The sequence below is a fragment of the Mycobacterium sp. NPDC003323 genome, assembly GCF_053589535.1.
Window position 1 is genome coordinate 1 of sequence record NZ_JBSFSB010000030.1, and the last position, 23,334, is coordinate 23,334.

Genomic DNA, 23,334 nt, shown 5'->3' on the forward strand with positions numbered 1-23,334 from the left:
GTCGGTGGCCTCGGCGGCTGTCAGTGGCTCGCGCAGCAGCGCACCCGGCGCGCAGCAGGCATCCGGAGGGGGAGCGCCTGCGGATGAATTCGACATCCATCGATATTGACAGTCATCGATGTCGTCGGCAAGTCCGCGCCGGGTGCGCTCCTGGATCAGCGGCAGCACGCCTCGGCGGCCTCATCGGCTTGGCGCGGGCTCGAGCCGAAGGTGTCCGAGTCGGCCAGCACCGTGTAGACCTCCCACTTCTCACCGTCCGGCCCGCTCACCCACACCTTGTCCTGGGTCGCGAAGCAGCACGTGGTGCCGATCTCCTCGTCGGTGAACAATCCCTCGCCGCTGAGGCGGGCGATCTCGGCATGCACGGCCTGGCTGGAGGCGACCTCCACGCCGAGGTGATTGAGGGTGCCACCCTGGCCGGGGTTCTCCAGCAGCACGAGCTTGAGCGGGGGCTCGGCGACGGCGAAGTTGGCGTAACCGGGTTTGACCTTGGCGGGAGTGGTGTTGAAAAGCTTGCTGTAGAACGCGATTGCCTCATCGAGGTCGTCGACGTTGAGTGCCAGTTGGACGCGGGACATGGCGCACCTCCTTGGTTGTTGGACATATATCGAAACAACGCGCTGAGCACAGGATGCCCACCTTTTAGATATATGTCAATCTTTCTGGCACACTGTTCTCATGCCCAAGGCGCTGCCCGTCATCGACATGTCCGCCCCGGTGTGCTGTGCACCGGTGGCCGCCGGCCCGATGAGTGATGACGATGCCCTCAACGTGGCGTTGCGTCTCAAGGCGCTCGCCGACCCGGCCCGGGTGAAGCTGATGTCGCAGCTCTTCTCGTCCCCGGTGGGCGAGCACAACAGCGGTGATCTGGCCGCGTCGCTGGGCCTCACCGAATCCACGGTGAGCCACCACCTGACCCAGCTCCGGAAAGCAGGTCTGGTCGTTTCGGAACGGCGCGGGATGAACATGTTCCACCGAGTGCGCCCGGAAGCCATGCAGGCGTTGTGCACGGTGCTCGATCCGAACTGCTGCCGGTGAGTTCGACGCTCAGACCCGTTCTGCGAAGCAGGGATTGGCGTCACAGTCGGCCCTTGAGGATAAAATTCCAGTACATCTGCGGCAGCCCGTATCTGTCGAAAGCCCACGCGCTGCGGCGCGGCTTGAACGGATCGAGGAAGGACGGCAGCGACGACGCCGGGGCGCCGGTGCGGTCGAACTCGGCGGCGATCAGGTCATGGGCGTCGGTGGCGATGGGCGCCACGGTGTAACCGTCGTAGGTCGCGGTCGTCGGGCTGCCGCGCCGGACGGCGATCAGATTGTCCACCAGCACCGCGATCTGACGGCGCAACGCGCCCCCGGAGGGATCGGTCTGGACGGCAGCCGCATCGCCGGCGGCCCAGACGTTGTCGTGCACGCGGTGCCGCAAAGTCTGCGGATCGATATCGATCAGGCCGTGAGAAGTGTTGCCCGCCAACCCTGAATCAAACAGCCACCGCGGACCGCGGAACGGTGGCACCAGGTGCAGCATGTCGTAGCCGAGCCGGCGATTCCCGCCGTCCGCGGTGGCGATGCTCAGCTCGCGTTGCTCGGGGTGCAGTGCGGTGACCGGGGCGCCGAACTGGGTCTCGACGCCGAGCTCCCCGAGGTACCGACACAGCCTGCCGTCCAGTGTGTCGATCCCCATCAGAGCCCGCCGATCCACCACCAACGTGATCTGCACCCGGCGGCGGAGGCGCTTCCAGTGCGCCGCCGCCAGAAACAGCGGCTTGATGGTGGTGCCGGTGCAGCTGACCGGAGGACGCGGCACGGTGAAGACCGCCCGACCGCCGTCCGGGGTCGCCTCGACCAGTCGCCAGGTCTTGTCGGCCCGGTTCAGGTAATTGCTCGCCACCGAGTCGGTGTCCAGTGCCGCGGCGATGCCGGGCAGTTCGTCGTGGTCGACCTCAAGGCCGGGTGCAAGGATGAGGTCGCGGTAACCGAGAGTTGCGCCCTGTGCGCAATGCACCACCTGCTCGGCGGGATCGACGGTGACCGCACTGTCCTGCACCCAGGTGCATCCCGACGGGGTGACCGAGCGCTGGGTGCGCTCGGCGGCACGGCGGGTGGCCTGCCCGGCACCGACGTAGGACAGCAGCGGCCGGTAGGTGTGCACCGTCTGCGGTTCGACGACGGCGACGCTCGTGACGCCGCGGCGCAGGAGTCGCGCCGCGGCACTGATCCCGGCGTTGCCGCCACCGATGATCACGACATCGAACGACGACGGGGCGTCGGGGGCGTCCTGATTCATGGTCGCCGGTTACCCGGTGACCGCGCCGGGTAACCGGCGGCCCACACCGATAGGCTGACCGTGATGTTTGCGATCGATACGACCACTCTTGCCATCGCCGGGTCCTCCGAGCGCTTTCCGGTGCGCCGGGTCTATTGCGTGGGCCGCAACTACGCCGACCATGCCCGCGAGATGGGGGCCGACCCCGATCGCGAACCGCCGTTCTACTTCACCAAACCCGCCGATGCCGTCTTCACGGCCGCCGAGGGTTACGGCGGCGGTTCGGCTCATGAGGTGCCGTACCCGCCGCAGACCGACAACCTGCACCACGAGATCGAACTCGTCGTGGCCTTGGGCGGCGGTGGCGCCGATATCGACCCGGACACCGCGCTGCAGCACGTCTTCGGTTATGCCGTGGGGGTGGATCTGACCCGCCGCGATCTGCAGGACCAGGCCAAGGCGATGCGTCGGCCGTGGGATCTGTCCAAGGGTTTCGACGGCTCCGGTCCGGTGTCGGAATTGGTACCGGCGGCGTCGGTCGATCCCGGCAAAGGGCGCATCTGGATCACCGTCGATGACGAGCCGCGCCAGCAGGGCGATCTGGCCGACCAGATCTGGCCGGTGGCCGATGTCATCGCCCACCTGTCACGCTCGGTCACCCTGGCGGCGGGCGATCTCATCATGACGGGCACTCCGGCCGGTGTCGGCGCCATCGCCCGTGGCCAGCGGGTGCGTGGCGGTATCGACGGGATCGGCGAGCTGTCGTTCGTCGTCCGCTGAGCCGGTATCACTGCGTGCGCAGCGCCGGCGAATAGCGCCGATAACCCTCGCGTATCGTGATGCCGTCGGCTCGCACGGTCTGCAGGTCGGCCCACAGCGCCAGGAAGGTGCCGCGGTGGCGCCACCGCGACACGGCGGCCAGCAGCGCGGGCCGCCGCACCTGTGAGCGTTCGTAACCGAGGTACGACGATGCCGTGCGGGGACTGATCACCAGACCGAACACCGCGGGCTCTCCTGCACCGTCGGGAACGACGAGTCGCACGTCGGTCACGGTGCCCAGCCGTCGGCCCGTCTGATCCCGCACGCGCACCCCGAGTAGATCACTCAGTTGCATGGCGGCCTCCGGGGATACCTCCGATGATGTGGTCGCGCAACCAGTGCTCGACCCAGCGACCGTCATCGGTGTCGGCGCCGGGGCGCAGATGGATCGATGTGCCGATCCGGTCGACCAGCCGCCACGGCAGTTCCTGAAGCTGATCGCGCGGTGGCTTCCCGCCGAAGATGCGGGTGAACAACACCTGACCGGTGAGGATCATGGTGATCACCGGCTCGGCGTCGCCGCCCTCGTCGATCTCCAGATCGTCGACGATGCCGACGGGTTCACCCTCGGCATCGAGGATCTGGCGGTCCAGCAGATGCAGCCGGGCGTCGAGCAGCCGGGCACCGGCCGGTTGCGGGGCGTCGGGCAGATCGGTGTCGGTCATTGGCCTGCTCCGGTGACGATCATGAGGGGAATGGCCGCCAGCGAGGCGGCCAGGATGATGACCAGGTAGATCGAGGCCAGCACGTTGATGATGCGGCCGTTGACGTACTTGCCCATATAGCCCGGATCGTTGGCGACAATCAGGATGGGCAGGTAGGTCAACGGCAGCGCGATGGCCGAGAACACCACGGAGTACTCGGTCACCAGAATCGGATCGATCCCGGTGAAAAGCACGGCGCTGCAGGCGAAGATCGCCACGAACATCAGGGTGTGGAAGCGGGCGGCCTCGGCGGGCCTGCGGAACTTGCCCCACGCCCATCCGAAGTACTGCGCCACGGTGTAACCGGAGGACAGCGTCGTCTCCAGTGCCGCACCGAACGTCGCGGCCACGATACCGATGATGACAAAGGCCAGCGCCAGCTTCCCACCGGCCTCGACCACCGGCATGGTGATCTGCGACAGCGAGGTGACGCTGATGCCGGCGGGCATCAGCACGATCGCCGCGCACGCCGCGATCGCGATGGACAGCAACCCACCCAACGGGAAACCCACCAGTACGTTCAGTCGTGATTTGCCGAGATCCTCGACCGTCCAGCGCTCTTCGATCGCGCCGGAAGAGAAGAAGAACACCTCGTACGGTGTCATCGCGGCGCCGAACAGGGCGATGGCGAAGTACCAGTAGGTCGCCGCGGATTCGGTCTCCGGGATCACCGGTGTGGACGCCTGATCGGCGAGGTCGGTCCAGTTCGGTTGCAGCAGAAAGACGCTGACGGCGAACACGATCAGGCACAGACCGAGGATCCCGGTCACGTTCTCCATCACGGTGAACCGGACCCGCCAGATCACGATCCAGATGGCGAAGGCGGCCACGGGGATCCACAGCAGTGGGCCGACATCGGTGGCCAGCTGCAGGGCCAGGGCGACACCGCCGATCTCGGCGGTGACCGTCATCAGATTGATGAAGAACGACGCACCCAGATTCGCAGCAGCCACGCGTGGGCCGAGCCGTTCCCGGATGATCTCGAACGTCGCATGTCCGCTGACGGCGGCGACACGGCCGGCCATATTGGCATAGAGACAGATACCGATGACGCCGACGGGGACCACCCAGGCCAAGGCCAGCCCGAAGCGTGAGCCCACCACCGCGTTCGTGACCATATCGCCGATATCGAGGAACCCGCCGATGGCGGTGAGCACCCCGAGGGCGACGGCGAAGAGCTTCTTCATCAGCGGTACTCACGCTCCAGCGCGGCGGTCGCGTCCAGCAAGGCCGCCCGCAGTGCGGGGATCTCACCGCTGTCGGGCAGACCGCGGACGGCGGCGTTGGACCGGTTCAGCGTGGCGATCACCTCGGTCATCACGTCGATGAGCAGTGCCTGGCGAGCCAGGTCCACCGGATCCTCGACGCGCAGTACGGAGATCCCGCCGTAGCTGTTGGCCACCTCGTCGCGGGCATCGGAAAGTTGTACGGCGGCCAGATGCTGCGAGGAGCGCCCGCGTTGCCACAGATCCAACGCCAGCGCCCCGGATTGGGCGGCCGAGGTCGTCTCGTCCAGGGCGGACGCCAGTTGGCCGGGCGTACCGTCGCGGTTGGACGGACAGCTGGTGAGGATGAACAGCAGCAGCGCGGCCAGCGCCAGCGGTATCAGAACCAGACGTATCCGGGTGCCGGTCATCGACGGCACCCGTCGAGCGCATGGAGCATCGCTGTCTCCCTTGTGCGCGAGACCCAGACGCCCAGTGCGACTGCCGGTCACGCCGCGACGTCAACAGAGGTTACCCCGCGCTTGCAACGGCAAACGCCCAGGTGAAGCCGGAGTCGCAAAACGAAGGGTTCGTGGTGTCGCGGGTGCGCCGAGCGAAAACCCGCTTTCGCAGATATGCGCAAAGAGATTGTCTCACAGTATGTTTCGGGTCATCCGGGTCTGATCGGCGGGATCGTCGTCCGTTTGGACGCCCCGGCGACTCGGTGGCAATGTTCATCCATCGTCGTCGCGGCTGTCCGCCGCCCAGGCCGCGAAAGGATGCCGCGATTGACCGACCCGCACGCCGGCACCACGGATGGTCAGTCGGGTGCGACCCGGCCATTGTTGGCGGATGCCGCCGTCATGAAACGCCTGGCGGAACTCGCTGATTCGCCGCCCGGTGACGACCCCGTCGATGTCGCCGAGGCCATGCTGGCCATCAACGTCGAGGCCGTGGCGCTGATGCCGTCCGCGCAGTATGCCGGCATCACCGTGCTGGAAGAAGACGACACCGTGACGTCGCTGGGGCCGACGCACCGCTTGGCGACGCTCTTGGACGTGGTGCATCACGAAATCGGTGAGGGACCGTGTTTCGTGGCGGCGCGCGGACACGAGGTGGTGCGAATCGATGATGTCCACAGCGATGAGCGGTGGCCCGCATTCCGTCGTGCGTTGATGTCGCGGACACCGGTGCGGTCGATCCTTTGCGTGCAGCTGGTCGGCGTCGAACCGCAACTGGCCGCCTTGCACTTTCAGGCGGATGCGCCCGACGCCTTCGACGACGAATCCGCCGAACTGGCGCTGGCGCTGGCCGCGCACGCCACCATGGCCTGGAATGTGCGGCTCCGCGAAGAACAGTTCAGCTCGGCGCTGGACTCCCGCGACATCATCGGCCAGGCCAAGGGAATGCTCATGGAGCGCTTCGGCATCGACGCCATGGCGGCTTTCGAACTCCTCAAGCGGATGTCGCAGGAGAACAACGTCAAACTCGCGGCCGTTGCCGAAAGCGTTGTCACCCTGACGCATCCGCGGGCGGGCCAAGAGGCGGGTTAACCGCGCAGAGTGGACAGCGGTGATTGGCCGAAGGCCTGCCGGTAGGACACCGCGAACCGTCCACTGTGCGCGAATCCCCACCGCTTGGCCACTGCGCCGACCGTCGTCTCATGCGGTGCGGCGGCCGCCAACTCCTGATGGGCACGGTGGAGGCGAACTCGGCGCAGATAGTCGGTGGGCGTGCAATCAAGGTGTCGGCGGAACATGTACTGCACCGCGCGCGGTGTCAGGTAGACCGCGTCGGCGATATCGGCCAGGGCGATATCGCGTTGAGCGTTGTCATCGATGAATGCCATCGCGCGGCGCAGCAGCGCCGGCTTCTCGGCGTCGCGACGATCCGTGGCGGTGGGTTCGAGTGCAGCGTTGTTCGGAAACGCCTGCAACGTCGCCGCGGCCAGATGGGTGGCCGCGGAGTTGACGATCAATGGTGAGTTGCGGGCCTGGTCGTCGTTGAGAACATGGTCGCGGAGGTATCGAATCAGGGTGCTGAAGCGTGTCTTGGCGGCATCGGAAACCGGACGGTGTCCGGTCAGCTTCACCGGCTCCGGACGGCGTCCCGGCGCGGTCGCGGCGACGCGGTTCAGCAGGTCGGTGTCGAAGACGGTCAAGTTGAAGGAAGCGGCGCACACTCGGCCCGAATACGGCAGGTCGGGCGGGCTGAGCAAGGCGAGATCGCCAGGGCCGAAGATGTCGGTGGGCTCGCCGATGAAATCCTCTTCGATCCGGCCGCTGTGAACCTCGCACAACACGATGCGGCGCAACGGGTCGGCGTCGTAGTTCATCGCGTAGTCGTATGTCAGATCGTCGATGCCGATCGGGCCCAGCACGCGCCGCGTGATACGGGTATGTGACCGTTCACCGTGGCCGCCGATACTCATCTTGGTGTACGCACGACCCAGGAATTCCTCGGTCTCGCCGAGGTCGCTGCTCTCGAAGTCCAGATCCTGCATCGTCGTCACCCGTCCCACTCGTGGAAGGAAAATGCTAGGCCTGGGCGCGGCGGCGAACCCTCATTCTCCTATCCACGTTGCGCAGATCATGCGTGGTCAGGCCACGTCGCGCGCATCCATCGCGGCCCGTTCGCCGGCGCCCGGGGCGCAAGATGAGCACTCGGCCGAATCGATGTCGAACTGGCCGCATGTCGTGCAGATAAAGGGGATCACGATCGGCACCTCCAAGTTGTGGAACCGGCGCTGGTCGCGCCCGATGCTTCGCCTGTACCCCGCTGTTGCGGGGGTCGAAACCGATGTTCGCAAAACGGACGGAGCAGATCCTCCGGCACCCGGGTGCGCCGGGTGCCGGAGGGTGGGAGTTCAGTAGTCCCAAACCGCCGGAACGAATCGGAATGCCCCGCCGGCCACGGCGACATGGCAGACGGACGGGAACGGCAGATGGGTCGCCACCAGCTGCTCACCGCTGGCGGCGAGCTCGCCCAGCAGCTTGATGCGGACGCGCGCGGATTCCTCGGGATCATGTTCGAACCCGTTCTGCCATTCCGGGTTGTCGAATCCCGGCTGGAACACCGCGTCGCCGGCGAACGTCAGCGCTTCGCCGCGCGACTCGATACGCACGATGCTGTGGCCCGGGGTGTGCCCGCCGGTGCGACGCAGCAGCACACCGGGAGCGACTTCGTACTCGTTCTCGTAGGTCCGCAGCTGCCCACGGTAGAGGTCCAGGAACTGTGCGGCGGTCTGCCGCAGCACCGGGGGAATGGCCGCGGGCATGACGGTCTTGGTGAAGTCCGGCGCCTCCCAGAACTCGGCCTCGGCGGTGGCCACGTGCACCCGAAGATCGGGGCGCAGCTTGTTGCGCAGGCCGTCGACCAGCAGGCCGCCGATATGGTCCATGTGCAGGTGGGTCAGCACGACGTCGGTCACCGTCGACGGTTCGATGCCGGCGGCCGCCAAACGCATGCCCAGCTGCCCGGCGCGCGGGAAGTCCGGGAACTCGGTGCCCAGACCCGAGTCGATCAGGATGGTCTTGCCGCCGCTGCGCACCACCGCCACGTTCAGCGGCCAGTCCAGGATCTCCGGCGGCAGGAACATGTCCTTCAGCCACGCCGAGTATTCGGCCGGCTCGGCGTTGGTGGCCATCGTCGAGGCGGTGATCGGCAGGACGCCGTCACTGATGACCATCACCTCGATATCGCCCACTTGCAGCGCATAGCGCGATGGCACCAGCTCATCGAGTCCCGACCGGTCGATCCGTGCAATGTTGTCCACGCTCATGATGTGTTCTCCTGATAACCCAGCGAAGGTGCGGGCTGCCCCTTCTGCCGGGTCGAACGCCGCCCGATCGAGCCAGTCATCCCGGTTCGGATGAACCGATTTGCGAAACTCCAACGCGCGCGTCAATTCCGGTGCGCCCGGTCAGCGACGAACCCTTTTTGGGCGCCTAAGGAGTTTTCTGAGGAAGGCCTACGGGGGCGAAATGTCCTCGGTGTCGCAGTGGTTGGACGGACGCAGCGATTGCCGATCTTGTGCAGAACCACTCTCGGCTGCAAGAACATTCGCCGATGCTGAATGTCTGGAGCGCCGATGGCGGTGGTGACCGGCTTCGTTTGCGGGCTATCTTCGATTCATGGACGTTCGGGGGAGCGATCTGGCCCAGGTCCTGGGGGACCTGGCCATCACCATGCAAAATCAGGGCGACACCGAATCCACTCTCGAGTCCGTCGTCAAGGGTGCGGTGGACATCGTGCCGGGGACCAAATGGGCGGGGATATCGCTGATCGAAGGGCGCACCGTCGAACCGCGGGCGCCCAGCGACCCGGTGGTGGCCAAGCTCGACATCCTGCAGGGCGAACTCAACGAGGGACCCTGTCTGAGTGCGTTGCGCGAGCACCACACCGTCCTGATCGACGATATGGCGGCCGAGACGCGCTGGCCGAGATTCGCCGCCGCCGCCAGCGAGCTCGGCGCGCACAGCCTGCTGTCATTCCAGCTGTTCGTGCTGCAGCAGAACCTGGGCGCACTGAATCTGTACGGCGGCGAGCCCGGGGTGTTCGCCGACGACTCCGTATACATCGGCGCCATCGTGGCCCAGCACGCGTCGGTCGCGCTGTTCGGGGCCGAAGCCGAGCATCAGTTCACCCACGCGCTGGCCAGCCGCGATGTCATCGGCCAGGCCAAGGGCATCATCATGGAACGCTTGCATGTCGACGCGCCGACCGCGTTTCAGCTCTTGATCAAGCTCTCCCAGGAATCCAATACCAAGCTCATCGACATCGCCGATCAGGTGGTCACCTCGATCACCGTCGACTCCTGACGCTCAGAAGCGCTCGCGTAGTGGCCGGTCATGCGGGGTGCCGCGGTAGATCCCGCGGTCGATCAACCTGGGCACCACCTCGTCGATGAACTCCCGGATGGACTGCGCGCCGGCGGAAAACATCAAGTTGAAGCCGCCGACGGTGCCGTCGGCATGCCAGGCCGCGAAGTCCTCCACCAGGTCGTCATAAGAGCCGACGAACTTGCGGTGGGTGGCGCCGCCGCGGCCGACCGCCTGCGCGACGACGTCGCGCACCGTGACGCCGGGACGCTCCTGAATCCAGTTGTGCAGCCCGACGTAGTTACCGAATGTGCTCTTGATGGTCTTCTCGACATCGGCCGGCGCCGGCAGCGCCGCGGTCGGGAACGGATCGTCGATGTCGTCGAAGCGGATCTCGATACCGAACTGGCCCAACGCGAACGGGGCGATCGGTGCCCAATCCACCTGGCTGTCGAGCTCGCGCAATCGCTCCTCGGCTTCGGCGGCGGTGCGGCCGACATACGGGATGAGGCCAGGGATGGCCGGCACCGAACCGGGGGCGCGGCCCTGGTCGATCAGCGCCTTGTCCAGGTTCGCCCGATAGTCGGCGGCGCTGTCGCGGGTCGAGGAGTTGGTGAACACCATCTCGGCGTGCTTGGCGGCCACCCGGATGCCGGCACCCGAGCCGCCGGCCTGCGCGATGAGCGGCCGGCCCTGCCGGCTGGGCGCGATGTTCAGCGGGCCGGTGACCTGAAAGAGGTTGCCCTGGTGATTGATCGGGTCCGCGTAGAACCGAGTCAGCCCATCGGGGTCGCGGCGCAGGTCGCGGTTGTCCCACAGCGCGCGCAGCACGTCGAGGAACTCGTCGGCGCGCTGATAGCGCCGCTCGCGGTCCAGGTGTGCGGTCAGGCTGTAATTGAGAGCGAATTGGTCGATCACCGAGGTGACGGCGTTGTACCCGGCGCGGCCGTCGCTGGCCTGGTCCAGCGAGGCCAGCAGGCGGGCCAGGTTGTACGGGTCGTAGAACGTCGTCGACGCGGTGGCGATCAGGCCGACGTGGGTGGTGTGCTGGGAGATGGCAGTCAGCGCGGTGATGGGTTCGGCCGGTCCGCCGTCGAAGGCGGGGGAGCCGTTGAGGCCGGGGATGTCTCCGACGAACAGCGCAGTGAACAGTCCCTCGTCGCCGAACTTCCCGTACTCGATCAGACGGGCGAACGCGCTGCGCTCGGGGATGCCGTGTGCCTGTTCGTACTTGTAGGCGCCCTGATGCAGGTTGAGGTCGTTGGCCACCAGATTCAGGTGCAGATACCGCTTTTCGGTCATATCGTGTTCCTGTCGTGGGTTCAACGCATGGTGGCGTGCAGGGCATCGGTCATGGCGTCGATGGCGGCGTCACGGTTCAGCCGCCAGCCGTCGACCAGCCACAGGTGCATGAAGGAGTCGACCATGGTGTACATCATGGCGACGGCCAGTCGGATCTGGTCCTTGGTGGCACCGGGCATGGCCTCGGCACGGATCCACTCTTTGACATTGTCTTCCATGGTGATCCGGTGCGCCGCCGCGAAGTCCGGGTCGGCCGCGCGGGCCTGGTGCAGCGCGGTGTAGAGCTCGGGGGCGGTGGTGTAGAAGTCGACGACCTTCTCGAAGAAGGCGCGAATCGATGGGCGCGCCCGCGGTCCGCCCTTCGGCGCGTCCTGCTGCTGCCACACCGCCATCCGGCTGTCGCGCAGTTCGCGCAGCACGGCGGCCTTGCTGTCATAGTGCAGGTAGAAGGTGGCCCGACCGATACCGGCGCGCGTGACGATATCGTCGATGGTCACCGCGACATAGCCGCGCTCGGCGAACGCCTCCAACGCAGCGGTCTGGATGTGTTCGCGGGTCAGGATGCGGTGCCGATCGCGCATGGTGAGTTTCACGGTCATGCCAGCGTCACCCCGGTCAGGCGTCCGTCGGCGCGCCAGGCGGCCAGCATGTCGAAGAACTCGGTGGGTTTGCCGCCGAAGTTGGTCGACAGCATCCCGTGCGGATTGTCCTGCGCACCCTCAGAACTGAGATAGCTCGGGGTGCAGTCCTCGAAGAACATCTTCGGCGTCACCGTCGATTCGGTCATGGCGTGCAACCATTGCTCCTCGGCCTCGGCGGTGGCCTCGATGGTCTGTGCGTTGCGTTGCGTCCAGGTCGTGACGAGGTAGGCGAAGTGGCGCGCGCGTTCCTCGGCGGTATGGGTGTAGTTGGGCGAGACCCCGGATTGGGTGTAGCCGAGGAAGAAGCAGTTGGGGAACCCGTGTGTCTGCAGACCGTGCAGGGTACGCATGCCCTTGGCCCACTTGTCGCTGAGTTTCGTGTCGTCACGGCCGGTGATCTCGAAGCCGAGGCGGCGGGTGAATTCGGTGCCGACCTCGAACCCGGTGGCGAAGATCAGCGCGTCGAGTTCGTATTCGACGCCGTCGACGACGGCGGCATCCTCGGTGAACCGTTCGACGCCGCGGCCGTCGGTGTCGACGAGCGTCACGTTGTTCCGGTTGAAGGTCGGCAGGTAGTCGTCGTGGTAACCGGGTCGTTTGCACATCAGTTTGAACCAGGGTTTGAGCGCTTCGGCGGTCTGCGGGTCGGTGACGGTGTCGGTGATGCGGTTACGCAGCCGTTCCATCACCTCGTAGTCGGCGCGGTACAGGAATTCGGCGACCTCATCGGGTGTCATGTCCCTGCCGAGCCTTTCGGTTTCGCGAACCACGGCGGGATCGGTGAGTTCCAGCGCGTTGCGGGTCCAGCCGTCATCGGTCAGGTCGAGCTCCGTCTCGACTCCGCAGGTGACGCGGGTGAAGTTCTCCATCCGCTCGCGCTGCCACCCGGGCTGCAGGCTCTGTGCCCATGTCGGGTCGGTCGGTCGGTTACCACGTTCGGCGACGGTGCTGGGGGTGCGCTGGAAGACGTAGAGGTGCTCGGCGTTGCGGCCGAGGTGCGGGATGCACTGCAGCCCGGTGGCGCCGGTGCCGATGATGCCGACGCGCTTGTCGTGCAGTCTGGTAAGCCCGCCGGTTTCGTCGCCGCCGGTGTAGGCGTAGTCCCAGCGGCTGGTGTGGAAGGTGTGGCCGCGGAAGTCGTTGATGCCGGGGATGCCGGGCAGTTTCGGCCGGGTCAACGACCCAGGGGAGACGGCGACCAAGTTCGCAGTAAGGCGGTCATGGCGGTCGGTGCTTATCTCCCAGTGCTTTTCGGCTTCGTTCCATGCCATGCCGGTGACGGTGGTCTGTAGCATTGCGTTGCGGTACAGGCCGTAGTGGCAGGCGATGGCCTGCAGGTGATTTCGGATCTCCGGGCCGTGGGCGTAGCGCTCGGTGGGGATGTAGTTCAGTTCTTCGAGCAGCGGCAGATAGATGTAGGACTCGATATCGCATTGCACGCCGGGGTAGCGGTTCCAGTACCAGGTGCCGCCGAAGTCGCCGGCGGTGTCGACGACACGGATGTCGGTGATGCCGTCCTCGATCAGACGGGCTGCGGCGATCAGGCTGCCCAGCCCGCCGCCGATGATCAGGACCGTGGTGTGCTCTTGGAGGGGTGTGCGTTCGAGGCGCTCGGTGTAGGGGTCATCGGCGTAATGGGAGAAGTCCGCGGTGACCTCGACGTACTGGCCGACGCCTGCGGCTTTGAGTCGTTTGGCGCGTTCGGCGTCGTACTTGGCACGCACCCAAGCGGCGTCGTACTCCGGTGGCTGAGGGCCCGGTGACATCGGCGACGCTCCCATCTCGCTGGACGGGGTGTCCAGTGAACGTATGGGGTGTCATGGTTACAGAATGCGCGTCGGCTGTAAAGGGAAACGCTGTTGCTGCGGGCGTTGCGCAAATAGTCGCGATCACGCGGGGTGTAGATCGAGTTGTTCGGCAGAACGAGAAACGGCCGATCGTCGGTGAGCCAGCACTGAGCCTCGGATCGCACCGCTCCTGTCTGCCACTCCGACTCAGGCGTCGATCGTCATCAGCTGCGCAGCTATGTAGCTGCGTGCAGATCCCCCAAGGCGTGCACCAGCGGAGCCAGTTCGGGAATCTCGCGGGCCTGCTCCAGCGACGACTTCAACGTGCTGTCGTGCAGGGGCCGTGCTGCGGCGAGCAACGCGCGCCCGGCGTCGGTGAGCTCGGTGTAAATCCCGCGACGGTCGTCATCGCACAGGAAGCGCGCCAGCAATCCGCGCTGCTCCAAGCGGTTGACCAGGCGTGTTGCTGCGCTGCTGCTGAGTGCGGCTGCGCGGGCCAGCTGGGCCATGCGCATGTGCCAGCCGTCCTGGCGATCAAGGGCGTCCAGCACTGTGTACTCCACGACGGACAATCCATGGTCGCGTTGCAGTGCACGCTCCAGGTCGGCGTCGAGTAGGCCGTGCAATGCGGCCAGCGTGCGCCATCCGCGGGCGCGGATCTCGACCGCATCGTCGGCAATTCCCACCAGCGCCTCCCGCAATCATGAGCTGACCCACAGGTTACCAGCTTGCGCGGATATCCCGCGTATGCAACTGTAATAGCAGGCGTATGCAACTAGTGCAGACGCGTTATAAATGCGCACGCACCTAGAAAAATTGGAAGGTTACATCGTGCCGCTCGCACTCTTTGCCCTGGCCATCGGGGGCTTCGGTATCGGACTGACAGAGTTCGTCATCGCCGGGCTCATGCCCGAGGTCGCGGCCGATTTCGCCGTCAGTGAGCCGGTGGCGGGCTATCTGATCTCCGGTTATGCCCTGTCGGTCGCCGTGGGGGCCATCCTGCTGACGGCCGTCGTCACCCGGTTCGACCGAAAGCGGGTGCTGCTCAGCCTGATGGTGTTGTTCATCCTCGGCAACCTGATGTGCGCACTGGCGCCCACCTACGGCTTCATGCTGGCGGGCCGCATCGTGGCTGCCCTCTGTCATGGAGCATTCTTCGGGATCGGGTCCGTCGTCGCTGCGAACCTGGTCGCAGCAGAAAAACGCGCCAGCGCAATCGCAGTGATGTTCGCCGGCCTGACATTTGCGAATGTGCTTGGCGTGCCGTTGGGTACGCTGCTCGGTCAGCAGCTCGGCTGGCGCTCCACCTTCTGGGCAATCACCGCCATCGGTATCGCCGCAATGGTCGGCATCGCCCTTCTGGTGCCAAACATCGGGCGGGACCGCAGTGCCCATTTGCGGGGCGAGCTCGCGGCGTTCCGGCACCCCCAGGTGTGGTTGTCGATCGTCATCACCATCCTGGGTTTCGGCGGAGTGTTCGGTGCGTTCACCTACAGTGCGTTCACGCTGACCGAAGTCGGCGGGTTCGCGTCCACGACGATTCCCTGGCTGCTCATTCTCTTCGGTGTCGGGTCGTTGGTCGGAAACCTCCTCGGCGCCAAAGCAGCCGACCGCGCTCTGACCCGCACCCTTGCGTGGGCGCTCGGGCTACTGACGCTCGTGCTTCTCGGATACTCGATCGGGGCGGATCATCAGCCGATCGCCGTGATTGCACTTTTCCTGATGGGTACCTTCGGTTTTGCGACGGTGCCGGGACTGCAGATGCGCATCATGAACTACGCGGCCGGCGCGCCCACCCTTGCCTCCGGCGCCAACATCGCCGCGTTCAACATCGGCAACGCCTTCGGGGCCTGGCTCGGCGGCGTGACCATCGCCGCGGGTCTTGGATTCACCTCGACGATCTGGGTGGGCGCGGCGATCACCGCAGTCGGACTCGTCGTCCTTCTGGGCGCCACTGCCTTGGATCGGCGTGGTCTCTCAGAACCTGAACCAGCACAGAATGTTTCAGTGGCTGCAGTCCGATGAGCGCCGCGACGCCGCCAGGGGTCGCCGATGCCGTTATTAGCACGTCATCCGTTCAAAGGCTTCAGCGCGGTCGTGACAGCGCATGGCAACCCGGCCGGTGTCGGTGCGCAGTCACTCCGAAAGCGTGCTGGAGGAGGCCGGCCGGCGCGGGATGGTCGGTGGAGCCCACGCTACGGAGGGAGATCGTCTTCCAGGGGTCTGAGGTGGTGTTCGGGGTGGTGCAGGTTGTTGAGGTGGGCTCGGCCGGTGGTGGGATCGATCCATTCGAACCGGCCGTCGGAGCGGCGTCGGGTGGTCCAGCCGGTGTCCTCGATCATTTGGTTGGCTGGGCGGCAGGCCAGGGTCAGGTCGTCGACGTTGGTCTGACCGTCGTGCTTCCAGTCCGCCTCGCCGTGGTGTGCCTGGGTGTCATAGAACGCCGCGTCGCAGCCGGGACAGGTGCAGCCCCGCTCGCGGCCGAACAACATGAGTTTCTGCGCCCCGGTGGCACAACGCTGAGCCCGCCCGAGGTGCAGGGCCATAGACGTGTGGCCGTCGAACACCGCCAGGTAGTGGTACGCCCCGGCGGCGGCCATCGCGATCAGATCGCGCATCGGGAGCAAGGAGCCGCCGCCGGTGACCGCGTACCCGGCACCGGCCTGCAGTTCCTGCAAGGTCGTGGTGACCACCACCGTGGTCGGTAATCCGTTGAGCCGGCCCAAGGTCTGGGAGCGCAGCAGCAGGTCGAAGGCGGCTTCGACGGCGTCGTGGAGGTACTGAGACTTGGTGCGCCACTGGGGATCCAGCAGCGGGGCGGGCGCTGGTGGGGTGATCGAATTGTCCGCACCGGTGCCGTCATTGGGCACGGTTTCAGGTTCCGGTTCGGCGTCTGTGGGTTCGGTGTCGTCGAACAGATTGGGTTCGGTGTCTACGGGTTCGGCCTCGGGTTGACGTCCGGGGTGGCGGCCGCGTTCATTGAACTTGGCGAGGACGGGTTCGATCAGGGCCCGCAGTTTCGGGGTGACCCACCCCGAAAGGTAGCTCAGGCCGTCGGGTTGTTGGGAGCCCAGGTGCAGGCCCGCTTTGCGGGCGGCGGCGTCGGCGGGTTCGTCTCCGTCGGGGTGCAGCAATGCCAGCAGGCGGATCGCCAGGACGGTCAACGAGTGTGGGTCGAGCTCGGCGGCAGCCTCGACCAGGGATTGTTCAGCCTGGGAGCGGGTGATCGGATCCACCGTGGCCGGCAACGCGTCGAAAAACTTGCGGATCACCTCGACGTGCTCGTCTCCGAAGGCGCCGCGGGTCAGTGCTGACGCGACGTGCTCCCACTCGGGTGCCATGTCCTGCCCCTGTAGTGTTCGCCGCGGTGCCAGCTGTGTGGCGCGGGCGAGCAGTTTCAGGGCGCGGCCCTTACTCATTCGGGTGCGCAGGCTCAGCAGTTTCGTCCATGAGGTCGCACCCAACTCGGCCGGACCGGCTTCGCGTTGGAGGCGGGCCAGGATCGCGTATTCGACCATCGGTACTCGGTGGGTGGTCTCTTCGACATCGGCGAACGCGGCAAGCAGATCGCGGTGCGAACAGGCATCGACATCGGCAGCCAGCAGCGCGTCCACACCTTTGGTGTAGGCGGCGACCGCAGCAGCCAGATCCGATGTCATGATTCGAACATACGTGCTACCACTGACAATTTCGGCGGCGATGTGACTGATGAAACCAAAGGGGCAGAACTTATTTCATCGCCACAGATTGGTTCGCCAGCCGGCGCCGAGATAAACTCCTGTCGGCCGGCCGCCGAGGAATGTGTGGAAATCTGAAGCCGACGGGAGTGGCTGTCTCGTGCCGGGAGAGACACACAGGACGGACTGCGTGCGAGCGTCGAGTGAGACCGACGAGCACACCGTCGGCCTCGGCGCGAGCCCGTGCGGCTTCGCCGTGGCCCGTCAAATGCGCCACCTGCGGGGATCGACGCGCTGGTGCTCGACCGTGCATCCGAACCGGCGTCATCGTCGTGGCGGCGAGTTCATGACGACTTCCGGAAGGCTGAGCGATGGTCGTGGTCGTGGTTGCGGATTCCGGAATCAGCTGAGCCCGAGATGGCCGGCCAGTTCGGCGAGAGCGGGAACCAGCTCGTCGGGGTCGGTCAGAACTTGCACGGGGACGTGGTCGGCGCCCGCGGCGAGATGTTCCTTGAGCCGGGCAGCGATGGCATCGGTGCGGCCGTACGCGATCAGCGCGTCGATCAGGGCATCGCTTCCGGGCGCGGTGACATCAGAGTCGGTGAACCCGAGCCGCTTCCAGTTGTTCACGTAGTTGGTCCCGTGCAGGTAGACGCCGAGGTGGTCGCGCCCGACGGCTCGAGCGTGCGCCGCGGTGACCTCGCGCGAACGTTCGTCGGCGGTGTTGAGTACCACCTTGTGTTCCGGGGCGAGGAACGCATCCGGACCGATAAGGGCGCGCGCCCGGGCGGTGTGTTCCGGGGTGGTGAGGTAGGGATGGGCCCCTGCGCTTCGGCGCGCGGCTAGTTTGAGTACCTGCGGGCCGAGCGCGGCGACGATGCGACGATCCTTCGGCACGCCGTACTCGTCGAGCTTGTCCAGGTATTCGGTGAGCGCGTCGTAGGGCTTCTTGTATTCGGTGACCAGCTCGGGGTGCCCGACCCCGATCCCGAGCAGGAACCGCCCGGGATGTGCCGCCTCGATGCGGTGAAACGACTCGGCGACCGCGCCGGCGGTGGCTGACCAGATGTTGACGATGCCCGTTGCGACCGTGATCTTTTCGGTCGGCTCCAGCAACGACTCAACCCAATCGAGTTCGGCCGGCGGCGATCCGCCTGCCCAGATGGCACCGTAGCCGAGTGCCTCGATATCCCGCAGTTGGGTGGCCGAAAGTTGTTTCCACTGCTGGAAGAGACCGAAAACACCGAAGTTCCCCAGGTCAGGTTTCGTCATGACTCAGTCAACCTGCTCTGTGCTCAGCAGTATTCCGGTTTCCATCATCCGTGGACAACGTGTTCGTCGAAACGTATCTGCGGAAAGATTTAGCAGGCAATGTGTTTCGCAAGTCCGGAGATTCCATGCGACCGCGCTGCGGTGCCGGACCTGTCCTCACTCGGTCGCCCGAATGATGGACGCCGGGGCCACCAGGTCGGCCATCGCGGTGTCGTACTCGCGGCGGAGTCGAGCCACCAACGCGGACGTGGGCAGTGTGGCGCTGATCGTCGCGATGCCTTGTCCGGCGCCCCAGATGTCTCTCCACGCCTTGGCGTCGATGTTTCCGCCCGAGCCGAAGTTCATCGCCGAAGGTTCCGACACGGGCAGATTGTCGGGGTCGAGGCCGGCGGCGGTGATCGATCCTCGCAGGTAGTTGCCGTGCACACCGGTGAACAGGTTCGTGTACACGATATCCGCCGAAGTGCTGGCGGCGAGCATGTCCTTGTACGCGGGGGCGGCATCGGCTTCGTGGGTGGCAAGGAAGGCAGATCCGATGTACGCGAGATCAGCGCCGGCGGCTTGGGCGGCCAGAATCGAGCGGCCGTGCCCGATTGCGCCGGACAGCAGCAGCGGACCGTCGAACCACGCTCGGATCTCCTGTACCAAGGCGAACGGCGAGATGGTCCCGGCGTGGCCGCCGGCGCCCGCTGCGACGGCGATCAGCCCGTCCGCACCCTTGTCGATGGCTTTGCGGGCGAACTCATTGTTGATGACATCGTGGAACACCAACCCGCCGTACGAGTGGATGGCAGCGTTGATATCCGGGCGTGCGCCCAGCGAGGTGATGATGATCGGGACCCGGAAATCGATGCAGGCCTGCACATCCTCGTCGAGCCGATCGTTTGAGCGGTGCACGATCTGATTGACCGCGTACGGGGCGGTCGGCAGTTCCGGGTGCGCGGCCTTGTGCTCGGCGAGTGCTGCGGTGATGCGCTGCAACCATTCGCGCAGGACAGGAGCCGGGCGGGCGTTGAGGGCGGGGAACGATCCCACGATGCCGGCTGTGCATTGTGCGATCACCAACTCGGGCCCCGAGCTGATGAACATCGGCGCGGCGACGACGGGAAGCGCGAGGTTACCGAGGAGCGCGGCAGGCAGCGGCATATCAGAACCAGCTCGGCTGTGCGTCGATGGGGGACCGGTCAAGGCGGAACAGCAGGTCGAACTGCGGTCCCACCTTGGGCAGTTCGTAGGTGAAGAAGTAGTGGCACGCGGCGCGCTTACCGTCGTAGAAGTCACCGGTCTTGTCGCCGGCAGCGAGCAACTGTTCCAACCAGATCCACGACATCACGATGTGCCCGGTGGCTTCCAGGTACAAGGTCGAATTGGCAAGCGTCACGGCGACATCGCCCGCCGACCACAGTGCGGCGGTGACTTCGGTCAGCCGCTGCACCGCTTCTTGCAGCGCCGCGGCGTACTGCGCTGCGGCACCGTGTGCACCTGCTCTGTCGATGGTGGCGTGAATCCGCTCGGTCAACAGCGTGAGACCGGCGCCGTCCTGCATCACAACCTTACGGCCGAGCAGGTCCAGGCCGTGAATGCCATGTGTTCCCTCATGGATGGCGTTGAGCCGGTTGTCGCGATAGCCCTGCTCGACGTCGAAGTCGGTGGAGTAGCCGTAGCCTCCGTGCACCTGGATGGCCAAGTTGTTGGCCTCGAGGCACCACTGTGACGGCCAGCTCTTGGCGATGGGAGTCAGCACCTCGAGTAGAAGGTGTGCTCGTGCGCGGTCGGTGTCGTTGCCGGTGCGTTGTTCGTCGACCAGGCGGGTGCAGTAAAGGCCGAGCGCGAGCGCGCCTTCGACATAGGACTTCTGAGCCAGCAGCATCCGCTTGACATCGGCGTGCTCGATGATCGGCACGACCGGCCGGACCGGATCCTTGCCGTCGACTGTACGACCTTGGATGCGCTCCTTGGCGTATCTGACGGAGGCGCTGTACCCGGCGTAACCGATCGCGGTCGCCTGCAGACCGACCGCCACCCGGGCCTCGTTCATCATGTGGAACATGTACGCCAAACCCTTGTGCTCGTCACCGACCAGGTAACCGATGGCACCCGCGTCGTCGGCGGCCGGCCGGTGGGTCCCGTCGCCGAAGTTCAGCAGAGCGTTTGTGGTGGCGTGATTGCCCATCTTGTGGTTGAGCGCGACGAGTGCCACATCGTTGCGGGTGCCGTCGGCGAGGTATTTCGGTACGACGAACAAGGAGATGCCTTTGACTCCGGGGCCGCCGCCGGGGACCTTGGCGAGAACGAGATGCACGATGTTCTCCGACAATTCGTGGTCACCGCCGGTCACCCACATCTTGGTCCCGGTGATGCGGTAGGTGCCGTCATCGGCGGGGGTGGCCTTGGTCTTGATATCCGCCAGAGACGACCCGGCGTCGGGCTCGGAGAGACACATCGTTCCGAAGTACCGGCCTTCGAGCATCGGCCGAACCCAGGAGTCGATGTACTCCGAAGACCCGTACTCGACAAGCAGGTTCGCGTTCCCGAGAGTCAGGAACAGGTAGGCGGTGGTGCTGGGATTGGCGGCGCGGAAGAACAGCATCGACGCCTCGGCCACAACCGCAGGCAATTGCATCCCGCCCACGGTGTCGTCGAATGAGCCTGCGAGCAGACCTGCCCGGTGAAAGGCGTCAAGCGCCTCCTTGATCTCGTCGATCAGCACGACGGTCCCGTCAGGGCCTACCGCGGGCTTGACCTGATCTCCCTTTTTCCGGTGCGGGGCGAAGTACTTGTCGGCGATGTCGGCGGACAGATCGAGAACCGCGTCGAAGGTATCGCGGGAGTGCTCGGAGAAGCGTTGGCGGTTCGTCAGCTCGGCCACGTCGAGCCACTCGTACAGCAGGAAGTCGATATCACGACGGGAGATGAACTCGGACATTCGAGCGCCCTTTCACATCGATGCGATGTTAGCGATCGCTAATAAAGTTAGCGATCGCTAATGTTGCACGGCGCTTCCGGCTTGTCAAGCCGACGCTGTAGAGTGCGCTGGCTATGACTGCAGACCGTTCCGCCGTGTCTTCCGCCGCCGAGCGGATTCGGCGTGCCGCGATCGAGGTGTTTGCCGAGGCCGGTTACGGCGGCAGCTCGACGCGCGAGATCGCGAAGCGGTTGAACATGAGCGCGACGGCGATGTACCCGCATTACGCCTCGAAGGAGGAGCTGCTCTACGCCATCGCCCTGGACGGGCACAGTAGTTTGCTGGGAGCCCTGAGGGCCGCCAACGACAATGCTGATGCGGTGGAGGCCAACTACACCGAGCGGCTGAGGGCGGTAGTGGCCGTCTTTACGGTCTGGCTCGCCGAGAATCGCAAACAGGCCCGCGTCGTCCACTACGAGTTGCATGGTCTGACTCCCGCGCACCTGCGCGCCATCACGGCACTGCGTCGCCAGACGAACACGCTGCTGGCCGATATCGTCACCGGCGGTGTGTCGGCCGGCGAGTTCCACGTCGACGCCGTCGATGAAGTTGTCATGGCCATCTCATCGCTGTGTGTCGACGTGTGCCGGTGGTTCCCCTCGCGGCGGCATCGGGATCCCGCCAAACTGGGCGCCGTGTACGCCGATATTGTCGAACGATTGGTGCGCTGAGACCATCACCGTTGATTTCCCTCTGTGGGGATTATCGCGGACGGATAACACGGTGAGGCGATATTGCTCTCCGCCGGCGGGGTGCCCGATCAGCCGCCGACATTCCGGCACGAACTTTTGAGCAACCTAGATGAGCAACGCCGCGAGCCCGTCGGCAAGAACCGTGATGGCGTGATCGCCGGCGTCAAGCACCCCCGCCAGCAACGGAAAGGCATGTGGCATGCCCTCGTAGTGGTGAGCTCGGACCTTGACGCCTGCCGCAGCCAGCCGTTTACCGTAGCGATCGGCGTCGTCGGCAACGGGATCCACCTGGGCGCTGAGAATCACGGCAGGCGGTGCGCCTGCCAGATTTTGCGTCAGCAAGGGTGAGGCGAGAGTCGAAGAACGGTCGGCGATCTCCGGTATGTACATGGCGTACGCCCATTCCAGCGCGGCCCGGGTGAGGAAGGGGCCGTCGCTGTACCGCTCGATGGAATTACTGCTCAGCGTGGCATCGAGTGCAGGACACAGTAAACCCTGGGCTTTGATCGCAGGGCCCTGTTCTCGTGAGGCGAGTGCAACGCTTGCCGCCAGTGCGCCTCCCGACGAATCACCGGCGATCGCGAGCGCGTCGGCGTCGATGCCGAGCTCATCGGCATGGTCACTGACCCACGACAAGGCATCGGCCGCGTCATGGTGTGCACTGGGAAACCGGTCTTCCGGGGCCAGACGATAGGCAACGGAAACGACGATGAATTCGCCCCGCGCACAGAGCTTCCGACACATTCGGTCGTGGGTGTCCAGACTGCCGCGCACGAAGGCCCCGCCGTGCAGATAGACAACGCCCGGGAGCGCGGATCCGGCCGCGGTTGGGCGGTAGCTGCGTGCTGCGACCGACCCGTGCCGGACCGGCATCGTGAAATCCTCAACGGTGCAACGTTCCTCAACGTCACCGGCCAACGCAATCAGCTTCTCGCCAGCCTCCCGGTAGGCCGCGATCGACATCTCCCACGGCTGAAGCGCCGGCCGGTCGGACATCGCTGCAAGCAGTTGCTGGACCTGAGGATGCAGCACGCTCATATGCAACGTCGCCTATCGAAAGGCCCGGATGGGCCGCGGAAGTCGGTGCCTGTCACAGTGCGACTCGGGAGACCTGGAATTCGACGACGGGTCCGGGTTGGATGCGTCCCTGGCCGACGAAGATGGTTTGGTTGACCCAGGAGTAT

The 23,334-nt window shown here is 65.6% G+C and carries 23 protein-coding genes and 1 pseudogene; 6 read left to right on the forward strand and 18 right to left on the reverse strand.

Translation table 11 applies throughout. The features are described from left to right. Positions 1-155: 155 nt before the first annotated feature. Positions 156-578, reverse strand: coding sequence for an ArsI/CadI family heavy metal resistance metalloenzyme (locus tag ACWDUN_RS29630; protein ID WP_449934440.1), 423 nt, complete (start codon positions 576-578; stop codon positions 156-158). A gap of 100 nt (positions 579-678) precedes the next feature. Here ACWDUN_RS29630 and ACWDUN_RS29635 point away from each other — a divergent pair, with 100 nt between their 5' ends. Further along, positions 679-1,038, forward strand: coding sequence for an Rv2640c family ArsR-like transcriptional regulator (locus tag ACWDUN_RS29635; RefSeq protein ID WP_449934442.1), 360 nt, complete (start codon positions 679-681; stop codon positions 1,036-1,038). A gap of 40 nt (positions 1,039-1,078) precedes the next feature. On the opposite strand, the gene ACWDUN_RS29640 is transcribed toward ACWDUN_RS29635, so the two are convergent. After that, complete coding sequence (locus ACWDUN_RS29640) at positions 1,079-2,287, reverse strand: NAD(P)/FAD-dependent oxidoreductase (protein WP_449934443.1); 1,209 nt, start codon at positions 2,285-2,287, stop codon at positions 1,079-1,081. Between the two features lie 63 nt (positions 2,288-2,350). On the opposite strand from ACWDUN_RS29640, the gene ACWDUN_RS29645 reads away from it, so the two are divergent. Then, positions 2,351-3,046, forward strand: a complete 696-nt coding sequence (locus ACWDUN_RS29645) for a fumarylacetoacetate hydrolase family protein (RefSeq protein WP_449934445.1) — start codon at positions 2,351-2,353, stop codon at positions 3,044-3,046. A gap of 7 nt (positions 3,047-3,053) precedes the next feature. Here the strand turns inward: ACWDUN_RS29645 and ACWDUN_RS29650 are convergent, their stop codons facing one another. The 4 genes from ACWDUN_RS29650 to ACWDUN_RS29665 are packed head-to-tail and all read right to left on the reverse strand — an operon-like array spanning position 3,054 to position 5,425. Next, positions 3,054-3,380, reverse strand: coding sequence for a PRC-barrel domain-containing protein (locus ACWDUN_RS29650; protein ID WP_449934446.1), 327 nt, complete (start codon positions 3,378-3,380; stop codon positions 3,054-3,056). Then, positions 3,367-3,750, reverse strand: coding sequence for a PRC-barrel domain-containing protein (locus ACWDUN_RS29655; protein WP_449934448.1), 384 nt, complete (start codon positions 3,748-3,750; stop codon positions 3,367-3,369). The genes ACWDUN_RS29650 and ACWDUN_RS29655 overlap by 14 nt, the downstream gene beginning before the upstream one ends. Continuing rightward, positions 3,747-4,976: an NRAMP family divalent metal transporter gene (locus tag ACWDUN_RS29660; protein ID WP_449934450.1), complete on the reverse strand. Its 1,230-nt coding sequence runs from the start codon at positions 4,974-4,976 to the stop codon at positions 3,747-3,749. Before ACWDUN_RS29660 ends, ACWDUN_RS29655 begins: the two co-directional genes overlap by 4 nt. After that, complete coding sequence (locus ACWDUN_RS29665) at positions 4,976-5,425, reverse strand: hypothetical protein (RefSeq protein ID WP_449934452.1); 450 nt, start codon at positions 5,423-5,425, stop codon at positions 4,976-4,978. The genes ACWDUN_RS29660 and ACWDUN_RS29665 overlap by 1 nt, the downstream gene beginning before the upstream one ends. 432 nt (positions 5,426-5,857) lie before the next feature. On the opposite strand from ACWDUN_RS29665, the gene ACWDUN_RS29670 reads away from it, so the two are divergent. Continuing rightward, the gene (locus ACWDUN_RS29670) at positions 5,858-6,547 is read left to right on the forward strand and encodes a GAF and ANTAR domain-containing protein (RefSeq protein ID WP_449934453.1); all 690 of its coding nucleotides are present in this window, start codon (positions 5,858-5,860) and stop codon (positions 6,545-6,547) included. Here the strand turns inward: ACWDUN_RS29670 and ACWDUN_RS29675 are convergent. Continuing rightward, positions 6,544-7,497: a helix-turn-helix transcriptional regulator gene (locus ACWDUN_RS29675; RefSeq protein ID WP_449934480.1), complete on the reverse strand. Its 954-nt coding sequence runs from the start codon at positions 7,495-7,497 to the stop codon at positions 6,544-6,546. The two genes, ACWDUN_RS29670 and ACWDUN_RS29675, sit on opposite strands and share 4 nt — an antisense overlap. Before the next feature lie 363 nt (positions 7,498-7,860). Then, complete coding sequence (locus ACWDUN_RS29680) at positions 7,861-8,775, reverse strand: MBL fold metallo-hydrolase (RefSeq protein ID WP_449934454.1); 915 nt, start codon at positions 8,773-8,775, stop codon at positions 7,861-7,863. A gap of 352 nt (positions 8,776-9,127) precedes the next feature. Here ACWDUN_RS29680 and ACWDUN_RS29685 point away from each other — a divergent pair, with 352 nt between their 5' ends. After that, complete coding sequence (locus ACWDUN_RS29685; RefSeq protein WP_449934455.1) at positions 9,128-9,814, forward strand: GAF and ANTAR domain-containing protein; 687 nt, start codon at positions 9,128-9,130, stop codon at positions 9,812-9,814. A gap of 3 nt (positions 9,815-9,817) precedes the next feature. Here ACWDUN_RS29685 and ACWDUN_RS29690 read toward each other — a convergent pair whose 3' ends face one another. From ACWDUN_RS29690 to ACWDUN_RS29705, 4 genes are all read right to left on the reverse strand, one after another. After that, a complete protein-coding gene (locus ACWDUN_RS29690; RefSeq protein WP_449934457.1) occupies positions 9,818-11,116 on the reverse strand; it encodes an NtaA/DmoA family FMN-dependent monooxygenase in 1,299 nt (432 codons plus the stop codon). 20 nt (positions 11,117-11,136) lie between these two features. Further along, positions 11,137-11,715: a TetR/AcrR family transcriptional regulator gene (locus ACWDUN_RS29695; RefSeq protein ID WP_449934459.1), complete on the reverse strand. Its 579-nt coding sequence runs from the start codon at positions 11,713-11,715 to the stop codon at positions 11,137-11,139. After that, positions 11,712-13,523 carry a flavin-containing monooxygenase gene (locus ACWDUN_RS29700; protein ID WP_449934461.1) on the reverse strand — a complete coding sequence of 604 codons (1,812 nt, stop codon included), beginning with the start codon at positions 13,521-13,523 and terminating at the stop codon, positions 11,712-11,714. Before ACWDUN_RS29700 ends, ACWDUN_RS29695 begins: the two co-directional genes overlap by 4 nt. 257 nt (positions 13,524-13,780) lie before the next feature. Next, positions 13,781-14,230: a MarR family winged helix-turn-helix transcriptional regulator gene (locus tag ACWDUN_RS29705; RefSeq protein WP_449934463.1), complete on the reverse strand. Its 450-nt coding sequence runs from the start codon at positions 14,228-14,230 to the stop codon at positions 13,781-13,783. Positions 14,231-14,375: 145 nt separating this feature from the next. On the opposite strand from ACWDUN_RS29705, the gene ACWDUN_RS29710 reads away from it, so the two are divergent. After that, on the forward strand, positions 14,376-15,569 hold the full coding sequence (locus ACWDUN_RS29710) for an MFS transporter (protein ID WP_449934465.1): 1,194 nt from the start codon (positions 14,376-14,378) through the stop codon (positions 15,567-15,569). Between the two features lie 170 nt (positions 15,570-15,739). On the opposite strand, the gene ACWDUN_RS29715 is transcribed toward ACWDUN_RS29710, so the two are convergent. The 4 genes from ACWDUN_RS29715 to ACWDUN_RS29730 all read right to left on the reverse strand — a co-directional run bounded on the left by ACWDUN_RS29715 (position 15,740) and on the right by ACWDUN_RS29730 (position 21,419). Beyond that, the gene (locus tag ACWDUN_RS29715) at positions 15,740-17,203 is read right to left on the reverse strand and encodes a DUF222 domain-containing protein (RefSeq protein WP_449934467.1); all 1,464 of its coding nucleotides are present in this window, start codon (positions 17,201-17,203) and stop codon (positions 15,740-15,742) included. 420 nt (positions 17,204-17,623) lie between these two features. After that, positions 17,624-18,493 (reverse strand): LLM class F420-dependent oxidoreductase, encoded by an 870-nt coding sequence (locus ACWDUN_RS29720; protein WP_449934470.1) that lies wholly within the window; start codon positions 18,491-18,493, stop codon positions 17,624-17,626. Positions 18,494-18,649: 156 nt separating this feature from the next. Beyond that, positions 18,650-19,639, reverse strand: a complete 990-nt coding sequence (locus ACWDUN_RS29725; protein ID WP_449934471.1) for an NAD(P)H-dependent flavin oxidoreductase — start codon at positions 19,637-19,639, stop codon at positions 18,650-18,652. Position 19,640: 1 nt separating this feature from the next. Continuing rightward, positions 19,641-21,419: an acyl-CoA dehydrogenase gene (locus tag ACWDUN_RS29730; protein ID WP_449934473.1), complete on the reverse strand. Its 1,779-nt coding sequence runs from the start codon at positions 21,417-21,419 to the stop codon at positions 19,641-19,643. 113 nt (positions 21,420-21,532) lie between these two features. Between ACWDUN_RS29730 and ACWDUN_RS29735 the strand changes: the two genes are divergently transcribed. Further along, positions 21,533-22,129: a TetR/AcrR family transcriptional regulator gene (locus ACWDUN_RS29735; RefSeq protein ID WP_449934475.1), complete on the forward strand. Its 597-nt coding sequence runs from the start codon at positions 21,533-21,535 to the stop codon at positions 22,127-22,129. A 126-nt stretch (positions 22,130-22,255) separates the two neighbouring features. Here ACWDUN_RS29735 and ACWDUN_RS29740 read toward each other — a convergent pair whose 3' ends face one another. Both ACWDUN_RS29740 and ACWDUN_RS29745 read right to left on the reverse strand, forming a co-directional pair. Further along, the gene (locus ACWDUN_RS29740; RefSeq protein WP_449934477.1) at positions 22,256-23,188 is read right to left on the reverse strand and encodes an alpha/beta hydrolase; all 933 of its coding nucleotides are present in this window, start codon (positions 23,186-23,188) and stop codon (positions 22,256-22,258) included. A gap of 52 nt (positions 23,189-23,240) precedes the next feature. Beyond that, a pseudogene (locus tag ACWDUN_RS29745) lies at positions 23,241-23,334 on the reverse strand (DUF3237 domain-containing protein); the annotation flags it as partial.